The organism is Pseudomonas sp. B28(2017) (genome assembly GCF_002113025.1).
Lineage (GTDB): Bacteria > Pseudomonadota > Gammaproteobacteria > Pseudomonadales > Pseudomonadaceae > Aquipseudomonas.
In genome coordinates this window covers 24,095-36,640 of the sequence record NZ_NEJH01000009.1, presented here as the reverse complement: position 1 = coordinate 36,640, position 12,546 = coordinate 24,095, and the positions used below count along the sequence as shown (strand labels likewise).

The following is a 12,546-nucleotide window of genomic DNA, read 5'->3' as shown; positions in this document are numbered from 1 at the left end:
TTCAAACGTTGAGATTGAACGTTCGTCGGATGGCGGGTTGCTACCATCGCAATTGCCTGCCGATATCGACACGGATGCTACGCTTGGTCGTTGCAGTGCCCGAGCTCCATTCCTGCTCACACTGCAAGGGTAATCACGGAGTGCGACATCCATTCCTGTCGGCAACCTGCACGGAGGCGGGCGATGGCGATCAAAAGCATGGCCGATTCGGCTGCGGCAGGGGTTTCTGTGCCGCTCGATCGGGAAGAAATCGAGCGGGTGCTGGCGCTGTTGCTGGCCAGCCCGTTGTTTGCCAAATCCAGGCGCATGGGCAGTCTATTGCGCTTTCTGGTCGAGCACGACCTTCAGGCTTGTAATACGCCGCTGACCGAACACGCCATCGGCATCGCGGTGTTTCGTCGTGACCCGGCGGTGTATTGCACGGGCGACGATCCGGTGGTGCGAGTGCAGGTGGGGCGCTTGCGGCGCAAGCTCGCAGCGCATTATGCCGGCAACGGCCAGCAGGATCCGGTGCGCTTGAGCATTCCACCCGGGTGTTATCGCTTGACCTATCAGCGGCTGCGGCCCAAGGGTATCGGCACTCGCCATCCTGTGGTCCAGATCCAGCCGTTTACCTGCCTCACCCGCGATGGCGATGACTTTACCCGGGGCTTGTGCGAGGAGTTGAGCTGCCGACTGTTCGAGTCGTTCGAGCAGGCGCAGACCGGGACCAATCATGTGTTGATGCGGGTGGCACGCAACAGCGAGCCGGTACCGGACTTCAAGCGTGGCGGGCGTTGCAGCTATTGCCTGGAGGGCAGCGTGCGGGTCGAGCCTTCGCGGGTGCGAGCGTCATTGCGCCTGGTGGAGGTGGCGCAGGGGCGGATTCGCTGGTCGGCGCAGTTCGATCGTGATCGACCCTATGGCATCGCCACCCAGGAGGACCTCGCGCAGTCGATCTGTCGCTCGCTGACGGGGTACTTCACCACAGCGGGTAACGAGGAGTGAAAGGGGCAACCACAAGGTTGCCCCGGCATGACGGTTACACGGTTTTCCACTGACCGCCTTCGTAAAGGCGACCTGCGGTGTTATCGAACGTCAGGTCGATTTCGATCGCCTTGGAGCGTGAGGTACTGAACATGGTGCTGGTCTGTACGTTCTGTTCGAACCACACGAGGATGGTTTCCACTGGCGTCAGCACGGTATTGCCGGTGACGACCTGGTTGACGGCCACGTAGATCGGCGTACTGACCTGGTTGCCATCGATACCGGTGGACAACTGGTTGACCCCCGGATGAATCGGCGCGTAGTCGTTCACGAAAGTCAGGGAAATTTCCGGGCCACCGGTTACCGCCGGGCTCAGCAGGCCGTTTTCATCGAGTGTCGAGGTTTGCCCCAGGCCAATGTTGACGATGTTGGTCGAGACTTTGACTTGCACGTTTTCCTTGAACACGTTGGAGGCGAACAACTGATACTGCGGCGTCCAACTGAACTCGTTGTTGCTCAGGTAAGCGCTATAGGACTGCCAGACCACGTTGTAGTCGGCGTCACCCACCTTCTTGGCAAAGCACAGCTTGTAGCCGGACTGCTTCAGCAGCGACAGGTCGGCGGGGGCGATTTCGATGGTGACGGTTTTTTGCGAAGCCGCCAGGGCTGACCTCAGTACCCGGCCGTAATCAGCCGCTTTCAGTTGCGTTGGCGTTGCACCCATGATCGACTTGACGGCTTCTTGCACATCATTGTGAAGCTGCTGGCTCTGTTGGCTGACAGCGATTGATTTGCTCATGGTTTCCCTCTTCCTTGGTGGTGTGTTGGGCAATCAATGGGCTGCTGGTGTTTGGCGCTGCAGTCCATTGACGGCTTCACTCTAGGGTCGAGGGGCAGGGCGGCTAAGTGTCTTGGTGTTACAAGCGGGTATCGGGGTTGTATCAGGGGCTGAGTCAGCGGGGCAGCCGATCGGCCGCCCCGCCTTGACCTCAGGCGGCCTGGGCATCGGCCCAGACGAAGTTCCAGCTGGTGCGTTTGCCATTGGCGATCTCGATCAGTTTGTTCTCGTACGTCGTGTGATTGACCACGCCGGTGTAGGTCAGGGTGCGGGCGGCATTGGTCCCGGTCACCTCGCCCGGCTTGCCGCCCGATTCGACCATGGCTTTTTTCATGTCGGCATCCGACGGGGCGCTGCTCTGGTTTTTTTCCACTCTGACGACATTCATGATTCACCTCTTCCGTGATGGGGGGGATCGGTGCCGGCGCGGGCCGACAAGTCGACGACCCTGTTCCACACCGACGGCCATACTCTATTGGCCAGTTCGGCGACGCAGAAGTGACAACTGCGGCGCTGAGGTAACAAGAGGGAAACAGCGCCATGTATTGACGTATCTGTGACGTATCAGGCGTGGATTCACATCGAAGAAGGTTGCGGCGAGGATCCCGGGCCGAATGGGCACTCACCGAATGGAATTCCGCGCTAGATTTTAGAGTTATGGTGAAAGAAATCGCAGGTCGCGACGTCACTTCTCGATAAACCCGCGAATCGCCGCGATGGTCTGCGTCGGCGCTTCCTCCATCAGCCAATGGCCGGCCCCCGGAATCACCACTTCCGTGACCTTGTCCGCTGCATTGCGCATGACAATGGCCTCATTGGCCCCGAAGGATTTCTCACCCCCGACCGCCAGTACCGGCATGTTCAGCTTTTTCACCATCGACGCTTCGTTGTCCACGGCATCCTGACGAATGCTGCGGAACTGGGCGAAGGCGGCGTGCATGGCGCCGGGGCGGGCGTAGAGTCTGGCGTAGTGCTGGCGGATGCCTTCATCGACCTTGGCCGGGTTGCCGGCGAACTCGTTCCAGAAGCGGTCGAGGTATAGGCGTTCACGCCCGGCGACCAGGCGCTCCATGTCCGGTCCGCCGAAGTCGAAGTGCCACAGCATCGGTGAGCGAACGATGTCGTTCCACGGTGGAATGCCCGGTACCGGCGCGTCCATCACCACAAGGCGATCGGTGTGCTCCGGGTAGCGCGAGGCATAAGCGAAGGCGACCATGGTGCCGATGTCGTGGCCGACGACCACCGAGTGCTCGATCTTCAGCGCATGCAACACGCCGCGGATGTCGCCGGCCTGAGTCTTCTTGTCGTAGCCCGCCGCCGGAATCGATGACAGGCCCATACCGCGCAGGTCCGGCACCACCACGGTATGGTCCCGTGCCAGATCGGCCGCCAGCGGTGCCCACATGTCGCCGGTGTCGCCAAAGCCATGTAACAGCACCACCGCCGGATCCTTGCCGCCGACGCGCACGTGCATCGTGGCACCATCGACGGGGATGTCCTGGGTGTGGAAGGAGGCAGGGAACGGCGTGACATCGGCGTGGGCCGCAACACTTGAGGCGAGCAGGGTGAGGGCGGTCAGCAGGGGGCGGATCATGGCGCTGTCTCCAGGGAAGGGCTGAGGTGCGCTTCACCTGGCGACGAGGGTGCGCAGTGGGATGCACAGAATCGACATGCCCAATCCTTTGGTAATCGCCTACGATAGAAACGGCGAATGCCCGGACGTGAAAGCAGGCTTCGATCGGATGAGCGTAGACGGTTTATGGCTCTGTGCCTCAATGGAACCAACTTCGTCAACAGCGTCTAAATTTCAGGGAATATTCCCGCCAAGAAGGAGCGACTCATGTTCAGGTATCGATCATTGATTGTAGCGATTACCTGTTTGACTCTGGTCAGCGGCCCGGTGACTGCGCTGGCCGATCCCGGTAACGGCCAGGGAAACGGGAAGGCAAGCCATGGCAACCAGGGTAGTCATGGCAACAAAAACAAGAATTCCGGCGGCGGGGACTGGAGCAATGGCCCGAGCATCAACCGCAGCAGCGTGCTCGAGATCATTGGCGGGAATACGGGCTATTGGACCCCCGGGCCTGATTTGCCACCGGGTATTCAAAAGAACCTTGCCCGAGGCAAGCCGCTTCCACCCGGCATTGCCAAAAAACTCGATGGCCGACTGGTTGGCAGGCTGCCCCACTATGAGGGTTACGAGTGGCAGCAAGTCGGTACGGATTTGATCCTGGTAGCGCTGGCCACCGGAGTCATTTATGAAATTCTCGACGGTGCGTTTGATTGACCTGTGGAAGGTCGTCTTCCTGCTGATTCAAGGTACTGCAGCCGTCTGTCGTGACATCTTGAACTGTCTGAGGGATATCGCGTCATAAGACACGCGATATCAACCTCCTACGGAAGCAATCATGCTTTTTAAAAACAAGAGTCTCGTAGCTGTAATGTCATGCGCCATGATGCTTGCAGCCGCCCCGTTACTCCCTGATGGCCTGTCGATCATGGGTTCCGCCTACGCGAAGGACGGCGGTGGGGGCGGTGGTGGAAACGGTGGCGGTGGCGGTGGCGGAAACGGCGGCGGACATGGTGGCGGAAACGGTGGCGGAAACGGTGCTGGCCACGGCGGTGGCATGGGGGGCGGACACGCCGGGACAGGCCATTCCGGCAGTAACGGCCGCGGCAACGGGCTGGACAGCGACCATGCGGGCAAATCCGTGCGCGACCATGGCATCAGTGGGAACCATTTCGGCAGTGAGCGCAATGACGATAACGGGCGTGGCACCACGACCTCAGGCATTGCCCATTCCAAGGATACTCGCGGTATCGCCAAGGCCAGGGCCATTTCGGCCTCGAAGCCAGGTGATCACAACACCAAAGGCTTGAGTAAAGCCGGACTGTCGACCTCGAAAAAATCCCATTGAGTTCGCGGTTGTAGAAATCAGTTTCGGAAAAGCCCAAAACCCGCCGAAAGGCGGGTTTTTTGCGACTGCCATTTGAACACCGGCCATTGCGCCGCTCGCTTCCCCCTCAGGCACATCATTCATTTCCAGCACCCAGGTTGGCTGCACAACAGGCGTTGCACGGACAGAAAACGAGCCGCCCGGACACATCGCGCAGTGATTTGCGTCCGTGGGCGATTTGTCATGTTCAGCGTCATTTCAACGTAGATATTAGTCAGCCCAATGCGATTTCAATGAGGCTGCACTGTGTATCAACGACTTGTGTGTTCGCTGTCCGTTTTGAGTCTGTCCATCGCTGCCGCCCAGGCTGCCGAGTCGATCCCCCTCAACACGCCACGCCTGAAGAGCATCGACAATTTTCGTGACGTCGCCGGGCTTGCCACTGCCTATACCACGGCCAATGACGGCACCCTGCGTGGCGGGGTGTTTTACCGCTCCAACGCGCTGACCCCGTCGGCGGCGGATCTGGCGACCCTGAACGGCCTGGGCATCAAGGCTGTCTACGATCTGCGCACGCCCAGCGAGATCGCCGCCACGCCCGACACGATGCTCACTGGCACAACGTACACCAACATCGACATCATCGGCGGCTCCACGTCTGGCGCGAACGTCACCAACGTCGCGTTCCACAGCGCCGCCGAAGCCACCGCCATGATGCAGGACACCAACCGTGATTTCGTCAGGAACGCGGGAATGCGCAGCGAGTTCAACCAGCTGTTCAATGAGCTGGCCGCGGTCGACGGTGCCGCGCTGTTCCATTGCACCGCCGGCAAGGACCGTACGGGCTGGACCGCCGCTGTGCTGCAAAGCATCGCCGGGGTCGACGATGCCACCATCATGAGCAACTACCTGGCGACCAACGATTACACCGCTGCTCGTATCAAGGCGACCCTGGCGGCGATGCCACCAGGCATGGCGACCATCTATGCGCCGCTGATCGGTGTGGAGGCCAGTTACCTGCAAGCCGGCCTTGACCAGGTGACCGCGCAATACGGCACGATGGATAACTACCTCAAGCAAGGCCTCGGCCTGTCCCAGGAAACCCTCTACGTGCTGCGCGGCAAGATGGTGTTCTACAACACCTTGCCTGGCGCGGCGGACCTGGCCGGCAACGCCGCGGCCGGCGCGCAGTTGTTGCAACAACTGCAGAACAGCAACTTGTCGGGGACCTACAGCGCCTACAACTATTACCTGCAATCGGCTATCGATGCGCACAGCCTCGGGGGCGCCGAGTCCACCGTTGGCGGTCAGGTACATGCCGACGCTGCCAGCTATCTGTTGCGTCAGGGCGCAATGATCGAACAGGCCGCAGCGCCCTTCACCAGTGGCACCGACCTCAAGACCGGGCAATATCGCCTGTGGAGCACCGCCCTGGCGGGGTATCTGGGCACCGACGGCTCATCTGACGCCTCCAGCAGCAACGAGCATAGCCAGGGCATGATGATTGGCCTGACCCAGCGCTTTTCCGAACAGTTCAGCGCCCATGCCGGTTTCGGCTACAGCAGCGGTAATGTCGGTGGCGCCGGTGGCGAGGCCGATACCGACCTGACTTTCTTCAGTGTCGGCGCACGTTTCGCACCCAACGGGCTGGAACGTGGCCTGTTTGTGGATGCCGATGCCAGCGCCGGCTACCTGGATTACGAGAGCAAGCGCGAACTCGGCGGCGGTCTGGGCACGGCCAGGGGCGACAGTCATGGCAACCTCACCGGCGCGACCCTGGCACTCGGTTACCGTGTTCCGGTGAACGGCGTAACCCTCGAGCCAAGCCTCGGTGTGCGGATCAGTCACGTCAACCTGTCGGGCTTCCAGGAAAAAGGCAGCGAACTGGCCCTGGACGTCGACGGCATCCACGAGACCCGCAAAAGCGCGGTGGCCAACCTCAACGCCTCATTTGCACCTGTTGGCCTTGGCGCCTGGCAAGTGGTGCCGGGCGTGCAAGTGGGCTACGAGCATGTGTTGGGCGACCATGAAATCGACAGCGCGGGGCACCTGCTGGGCCTGGACGTTGAACAGCAAGCGGCCTTCGACAACCGTGACCAGTTCACCGGTGGCGTCAATGTCATGGCCAACCTTGGGGCGTGGAGCGTGGGTGCAGAAATCGGCGCCAGCGGTGGCGGCGACAGCCATGGCTTCAATGGCGGCCTGAAGGCCAGTTATCTGTTCTGACGGGGATCCTTGTGGGAGCGAGCCTGCTCCGGGCGGCGTTCCGACGAGGGTGGCCTGACTGAGTACATATCCGTTGCTTCGGTGATGGCGGCTTAGGGTTTCGCCCTTACGGCGACTCACTTTTTTTACAAGCGCCTAAAAAAAGTAAGCAAAAAAACGCTCGCCCCGAACGTACGGCCCCTCGCCTGGGCTCGGGGTTCCTTCGCTCCGGCATTCATCCGGGGGCATTGCCCTCCGGTCGGCTTCGCGCGACCTACATGCAATGGGTTCGACTGCGTCGAACGGCGCTGCGCGCCCATCCCCGGATGAACGCCTCCACTCAGCCTGCCGAGGGGGCGGGTGGATCAAGATCAAGAGCGGCAGGCGAGCTAACGCTCGGCCTGTTGAGTGGTGAGGAGCGTGGGGGTACGGCGATCTGCTTTTGCTTTGCTCTTCTGTAGGAGCGAGCTTGCTCCGGGCGGCGCTCCGACGATGGTCGTCAACGATGACGCGGGCTGTCTGAATCCCCGCGGTGTCCCGGCGTTTTTCGCGAGCAGGCTCGCTCCTACAGGGGAACGGCGTTCAGTTGCGATCAGGCCGGCCGGTAGGCCGCCTTGCTTTTGCTTTGGCTTTTGATCTGCTTGCCCCCTCGAGAGGCCGAGCGCAGGTTCTGCGCAGTGGGCAACTCGGCATGGATGCCGGGTTAGCCGCGTACGGCCATGGATGGCCGATCGCGGCGGGCCCACGGAGCAGGACCGGAGCGAGGGAATGCCGAGCCTTGGCGAGGCACCGAACGTCAGGGGCAAGAGCCCTTGGTTACTTGGGGCTTTTCCAAGTAACCCGCCGTAAGGGCGGAACCGTTAGTGGCCGTGCCCGAAGAAACGGATATGTACACCGGTAAAAGACACGTCTCCCAACACCCGTCCATCGCAAGCAGGCTTGCTCGCGATGGACGTCAACGATAACGCGGGCTGTCTGAATCCCCGCGGTGTCCCGGCGTTTTTCGCGAGCAGGCTCGCTCCCACAATTGCTCAATTGACCGGCATTGGCCGCGTTCGCAATCCCTTTCTAACGTCTGCGGGACTGATGCCGTAGGCACTCTGGAAATACTGGCAAAACCGCCCGACATTGCTGAAGCCGTGTTGCAAGGCAACGTCAGTTACCGAAGGCGACACTCCCTGGGACAGCGCGGCGAAGGCGCGCTCCAGGCGTACCTGGCGCTGATAGGCAACGATCGAAGTGCCCATGAAACGCTGAAAACCTTCCTGCAGTGCACGCAGGCTGACGTTGCTCAATTGCGCCAGTTCCGTGCCGCTGGCCAGGTGGTCGGTCTGCGCCTGAATGTACTCGACGGCCAGTTTCACATGCCGCGGCGCTATCAGTGGGGAAGGACGCTGAAGGGCTTCGGTGAAGTTGTGCGGCCAGGCTTCCAGCACCGCATCGACCAGCATTTCGCGAAGGCGCGAAGGCATCAGCGAACCGGTGTTGATCAACAGGTCGAACTCGGTGCCCGTGGCCAGGTCCACCAGTGCCTTGATGCCCTGCAAGGCAGGTACGTTCAGGTCCACCGCGGGTTCGAAACAGACTTTTTGCAGGATCGGCTTGCCCAGCAGCATCGACAGTCGTTCGGTGATCAGCGCCCGGCTGATCGAAATCCCGTGCTGCGCATGATTGTCGACGAAGCGTGCCGAGTGGACCTCGGCCTTGTCGATGGCCAGGCCGACCCGGGCAAAACCTGTCGACTCGGTGACGTGGTTGAAGATGATCTTGCCGGCGGTGGGAATGACGAAGGTGATTTCATCGAGGGGGGCAGGAAAAGCCACCGTGAAGTCACCGCGATAGTGCATGCGACGGAAACTGACACCTTCGTACCTGCCGTAGACCCCGCCGATGACGATGTTTTTGGGCGGCGGCGGAGAGTCGCAATAGAGGTTGCCGAACAGGTTCGAGAACAACGCGCCAAAGTCGTCGCAGCTCATGTCGTTGGATCTGATGATGATTTGCTTGCGCGTCGTGCTTGAGTACACCTGAAGTGTCACCTTGAGCGGAGGGCAAAGCCCTGGTACAGGGAACTGGCGATCGGAGATCGAGCGGATGTGGTTCGGGGAAGCGCCAAGACGTTATCAGTGAGTAATGACAGGTTTGTGACCCGGGTTTTTACCGCTGTCGCCGCTCGCACTGAACAACCGGTGGCACGAGCGGTATCGGCAGGTGGGCTGACCTGAAATGGCCGTGGCTATTTCACCGGCTCTCCAGACTTGATATCCCCGCAAAAAATATCGTAGTTGCCATCGGTCGCAGCCGTTCGCACGACCACCGAGTAGTTGCCGGCAAGCAGGGTTTGCAAGGGCACAGGTGCCGTCCTGGAAAACGACCAGCCACGTATGGGTTGGCGTTCGGTGTTGACGGTGTTGTTCATCGCATACGCGACAGACCCGGGTTGCTGGCAGCTGCCATTATTGATGAAAGAGTAAAGGCGCAAGGGCAGGGAAACGTAGGTTGGAGCGCCGCTGATAAAGAAACTGAGTCCGGTCTTGTTGTCCCAATCCGTCAGGGTGACGTTTCCGATCTGACCGGCGTTTTGCCGGGTGGCAACCAACTTGACGTTCACGCCATGGTTCGACGAGGTGGCGCAGCCGAAAAGGCTAGCCGCGACCATGAGTGCTGCCAGTGAAATTTTGAACTTCATTGCCAAACTCCTGAATTGAAGAACTGCAATGGGAGAATTAGCGGGTATAGCTCATTTATCGCTTTCTGACGTCGTCCATATAAGGCTTTCCCTTTTTGAACGGTGATGGTGGAGCGTCGACCCCTTCGCCAGCGATGGAACGGCGTGGCCGCGCAAACCGGCTACATTTGTAACTGGCCGAACCTGCGCGGATTGTCCACTGGCACATGCGCCTGGATGTCGATGAAGGTTTGCAGTGGTCAGGCGTGCAGTTAAAGGATTGTGCGGTCAGTTGAGCCCACTCATCATCCGCACGGGACGAATTGCGACTGGAGTGACTCATGAATCAACAAGGCAGCCATCCGCAAGAGCGGAGTCCAGGCGCTCCACAGCGGGGTACCTTGCGCAGCCTGTTGATCCCGGAGTGGCTCGGCAGTTACCGGCCCGACTGGCTGCGAGGCGATGTGGTCGCCGGGTTGACGGCAGCGGCCGTGGTCATTCCCAAGGCGCTGGCGTACGCCACCATTGCCGGCCTGCCGGTGCAGGTCGGGCTGTACACGGTGCTGGTGCCGATGGTGATCTATGCCGTGCTCGGTACCTCGCGCCCGCTCAGTGTCAGCACCACAACCACCCTGGCGATTCTCGCCGGCTCCGCGCTGGGCCAGATCAGTCCCGATGGCGATGCCGCGACCTTGCTGGCGGGATCCGCCACGCTGGCCCTGATGGTGGGCGCGATTTTGATCGTCGCGGGGGTGCTGCGCCTGGGCTTCGTCGCCAATTTCATCTCCGAACCGGTGCTGGTGGGGTTCAAGGCCGGCATCGGCGTGGTCATCGTGCTCGACCAGCTACCCAAACTGCTGGGTACTCACATCGACAAAGGTGGCTTCCTGCACAATCTGCTGGCCACGGTACAGAGCATCGGGCATGCCTCGCTGCCGACCGTGGCGGTCGGTGTGTTCATGGTGCTCCTGCTGGTCGGCATGAAGCGTTTTACCCCGCGACTGCCCGCACCCTTGATTGCGGTGGCGCTTGGCATCATCGGCATGAGCCTGTTTGGCCTGGAGCGCTTTGGTGTGTCCGCGGTCGGTGTGGTGCCGATCGGACTACCCGCGCCGACCCTGCCGCTATGGTCGTTGGCCGAAACCCTTTGGCCTTCGGCGATGGGCATCGCGCTGATGAGTTTCACCGAAACCATCGCCGCGGGGCGTGCGTTCGCCCGCAGTGACGAGCCTGCGCCACAACCGAACCGGGAGCTGGTGGCCACCGGCGTTGCCAACATCGGCGGTGCGTTTCTCGGGGCCATGGTCGCGGGTGGCGGGACCACCCAAACGGCGGTGAACCGCTTGGCCGGCGCCCGTTCGCAACTGGCTGCACTGGTCACCGCGGCACTGGCATTGGGCACGTGCCTGCTGTTGGCACCGCTCATTGGCCTGATGCCCAATGCGACGCTGGCCGCCGTTGTGATCGTGTATTCGGTGGGCCTGATCGAGCCGGCTGAATTTCGCGAGATCCTGTCGGTTCGCCGCACCGAATTTGCCTGGGCCGTGGTGGCCATGATCGGCGTGATGCTGTTGGGCACGCTGCAAGGGATCGTCGTGGCGATTGTCGTTTCGTTGCTGGCGCTGGCCTATCAAGTCTCGGACCCACCCGTGTACGTCCTCGGGCGCAAGCCTGGCACCAATGTGTATCGGCCGCAGTCCGCCGAACACCCCGAGGACGAACACTTTGACGGGCTGCTGTTGCTTCGACCCGAAGGCCGGATCTTTTTCGCCAATGCCCAGCGCATCGGCATGAAGATGCACCCCCTGATCGAAGAAGCAAGGCCCACCGTGGTGATCCTGGACCTGCGCAGCGTGTTCGACCTGGAATACACGGCCCTGAAAATGCTCACCGGGGCGGAACAGCGTATGCAGGAAAAAGGCATTTCATTGTGGCTGGTGGGCATGAGTCCGGGCGTATGGGACATGGTCATCAAGGCGCCCTTGGGCCTTACGCTGGGCGAGGCCCGCATGTTCTTGAACCTGGAGCTGGCGGTTGAACATTACCAGCGCAGTCGACGTTGAATGAATGCGGCCGGGTGCACTCCGGGCGCTGTGTAACGCATTGAAGGAGGTAACGGGCATGGCAAAGAAGAAGGCGGCATCGAAAAGCAAACCGGTCGAAGGTGGCAAGCTCAAGAACAAGGTTTATCTCGAGGAACTGGCGCGGTTGCACGTCGAGCTGGTCAAGCTGCAGGAGTGGGTGCAGCACACGGGCGCCAAGATTTGCATCGTCTTCGAGGGCCGTGATGGCGCCGGCAAGGGCGGGACCATCAAGGCGCTGACCGAACGGGTCAGTCCGCGGGTGTTCCGGGTGATGGCCTTGCCGGCACCGACCGACCGGGAAAAAAGCCAGATGTACTTGCAACGTTATTTGCCGCACTTGCCGGCAGCCGGTGAAGTGGTGATCTTCGATCGCAGCTGGTACAACCGCGCCGGTGTAGAGCGGGTCATGGGTTTTTGCAGCGAAGAGCAGGTGCGCACCTTTCTCACCGTGGCGCCGCGAGTCGAGCAGGCGCTGGTCGAATCCGGAATCATCCTGATCAAATACTGGCTTGAAGTGAGCGAGGAGGAACAGACCCGACGCCTCAAGGCGCGTATCACCGACGGGCGCAAGATCTGGAAGCTGTCGCCCATGGACCTCAAGTCCTATAACCGCTGGTACGACTACTCCCGTGCCCGGGACGACATGTTCAAGTACACCGACACCAAATTCGCCCCTTGGCGGGTCGCCAACTCCAACGACAAGCGGCGGGCGCGACTGAACATCATCAGCGATGTGCTAAGCAGCATTCCTTACGAGGAGGTACCGCGGGAAAAAGTCAAACTGCCCAAGCGGCAAGCCCCCGGCAACTATCGGGAGCCGGTCTATCCGTACAAGTACATTGCGGAAAAATTCTGATCGAGACATTGCGCAGGAGCCGGCCCACGCCG

Annotated in this window: 11 protein-coding genes; 6 read left to right on the top strand and 5 right to left on the bottom strand. The window is 60.9% G+C overall.

All coding sequences use genetic code 11. From position 1 onward, the window contains the following. Positions 1–183 precede the first annotated feature (183 nt). The gene (locus CAF65_RS20640) at positions 184–987 is read left to right on the top strand and encodes a hypothetical protein (RefSeq protein ID WP_085717947.1); all 804 of its coding nucleotides are present in this window, start codon (positions 184–186) and stop codon (positions 985–987) included. Between the two features lie 34 nt (positions 988–1,021). Here CAF65_RS20640 and CAF65_RS20635 read toward each other — a convergent pair whose 3' ends face one another. The 3 genes from CAF65_RS20635 to CAF65_RS20625 all read right to left on the bottom strand — a co-directional run bounded on the left by CAF65_RS20635 (position 1,022) and on the right by CAF65_RS20625 (position 3,398). After that, positions 1,022–1,765 carry a hypothetical protein gene (locus tag CAF65_RS20635; RefSeq protein ID WP_085717946.1) on the bottom strand — a complete coding sequence of 248 codons (744 nt, stop codon included), beginning with the start codon at positions 1,763–1,765 and terminating at the stop codon, positions 1,022–1,024. A 190-nt stretch (positions 1,766–1,955) separates the two neighbouring features. Continuing rightward, positions 1,956–2,192, bottom strand: coding sequence for a hypothetical protein (locus CAF65_RS20630; RefSeq protein ID WP_085717945.1), 237 nt, complete (start codon positions 2,190–2,192; stop codon positions 1,956–1,958). A 297-nt stretch (positions 2,193–2,489) separates the two neighbouring features. Next, positions 2,490–3,398: an alpha/beta fold hydrolase gene (locus CAF65_RS20625; protein ID WP_085717944.1), complete on the bottom strand. Its 909-nt coding sequence runs from the start codon at positions 3,396–3,398 to the stop codon at positions 2,490–2,492. Between the two features lie 246 nt (positions 3,399–3,644). On the opposite strand from CAF65_RS20625, the gene CAF65_RS20620 reads away from it, so the two are divergent. From CAF65_RS20620 to CAF65_RS20610, 3 genes are all read left to right on the top strand, one after another. Next, positions 3,645–4,091 (top strand): anti-virulence regulator CigR family protein, encoded by a 447-nt coding sequence (locus CAF65_RS20620; protein WP_085717943.1) that lies wholly within the window; start codon positions 3,645–3,647, stop codon positions 4,089–4,091. A 121-nt stretch (positions 4,092–4,212) separates the two neighbouring features. Beyond that, on the top strand, positions 4,213–4,722 hold the full coding sequence (locus CAF65_RS28510; RefSeq protein ID WP_085717942.1) for a hypothetical protein: 510 nt from the start codon (positions 4,213–4,215) through the stop codon (positions 4,720–4,722). Positions 4,723–5,007: 285 nt separating this feature from the next. Next, positions 5,008–6,927 (top strand): tyrosine-protein phosphatase, encoded by a 1,920-nt coding sequence (locus tag CAF65_RS20610; protein WP_085717941.1) that lies wholly within the window; start codon positions 5,008–5,010, stop codon positions 6,925–6,927. 1,010 nt (positions 6,928–7,937) lie between these two features. Here the strand turns inward: CAF65_RS20610 and CAF65_RS20605 are convergent. Then, positions 7,938–8,885 carry an AraC family transcriptional regulator gene (locus CAF65_RS20605; protein WP_256578682.1) on the bottom strand — a complete coding sequence of 316 codons (948 nt, stop codon included), beginning with the start codon at positions 8,883–8,885 and terminating at the stop codon, positions 7,938–7,940. Positions 8,886–9,142: 257 nt separating this feature from the next. Next, positions 9,143–9,595 (bottom strand): hypothetical protein, encoded by a 453-nt coding sequence (locus tag CAF65_RS20600; protein ID WP_085717939.1) that lies wholly within the window; start codon positions 9,593–9,595, stop codon positions 9,143–9,145. 320 nt (positions 9,596–9,915) lie between these two features. Between CAF65_RS20600 and CAF65_RS20595 the strand changes: the two genes are divergently transcribed. Both CAF65_RS20595 and ppk2 read left to right on the top strand, forming a co-directional pair. After that, positions 9,916–11,637: a SulP family inorganic anion transporter gene (locus CAF65_RS20595; protein ID WP_085717938.1), complete on the top strand. Its 1,722-nt coding sequence runs from the start codon at positions 9,916–9,918 to the stop codon at positions 11,635–11,637. Between the two features lie 58 nt (positions 11,638–11,695). Next, positions 11,696–12,514 (top strand): polyphosphate kinase 2, encoded by an 819-nt coding sequence (ppk2, locus tag CAF65_RS20590; RefSeq protein WP_085717937.1) that lies wholly within the window; start codon positions 11,696–11,698, stop codon positions 12,512–12,514. Positions 12,515–12,546: the final 32 nt, after the last annotated feature.

Coding starts and splice junctions, on each gene's coding strand:
- CAF65_RS20625 (WP_085717944.1), bottom strand. CDS start 3,398: ATGATCCGCCCCCTGCTGACCGCCCTCACCCTGCTCGCCTCAAGTGTT.
- CAF65_RS20630 (WP_085717945.1), bottom strand. CDS start 2,192: ATGAATGTCGTCAGAGTGGAAAAAAACCAGAGCAGCGCCCCGTCGGAT.
- CAF65_RS20595 (WP_085717938.1), top strand. CDS start 9,916: ATGAATCAACAAGGCAGCCATCCGCAAGAGCGGAGTCCAGGCGCTCCA.
- CAF65_RS28510 (WP_085717942.1), top strand. CDS start 4,213: ATGCTTTTTAAAAACAAGAGTCTCGTAGCTGTAATGTCATGCGCCATG.
- CAF65_RS20635 (WP_085717946.1), bottom strand. CDS start 1,765: ATGAGCAAATCAATCGCTGTCAGCCAACAGAGCCAGCAGCTTCACAAT.
- CAF65_RS20600 (WP_085717939.1), bottom strand. CDS start 9,595: ATGAAGTTCAAAATTTCACTGGCAGCACTCATGGTCGCGGCTAGCCTT.
- CAF65_RS20605 (WP_256578682.1), bottom strand. CDS start 8,885: ATGAGCTGCGACGACTTTGGCGCGTTGTTCTCGAACCTGTTCGGCAAC.
- CAF65_RS20640 (WP_085717947.1), top strand. CDS start 184: ATGGCGATCAAAAGCATGGCCGATTCGGCTGCGGCAGGGGTTTCTGTG.
- CAF65_RS20620 (WP_085717943.1), top strand. CDS start 3,645: ATGTTCAGGTATCGATCATTGATTGTAGCGATTACCTGTTTGACTCTG.
- ppk2 (WP_085717937.1), top strand. CDS start 11,696: ATGGCAAAGAAGAAGGCGGCATCGAAAAGCAAACCGGTCGAAGGTGGC.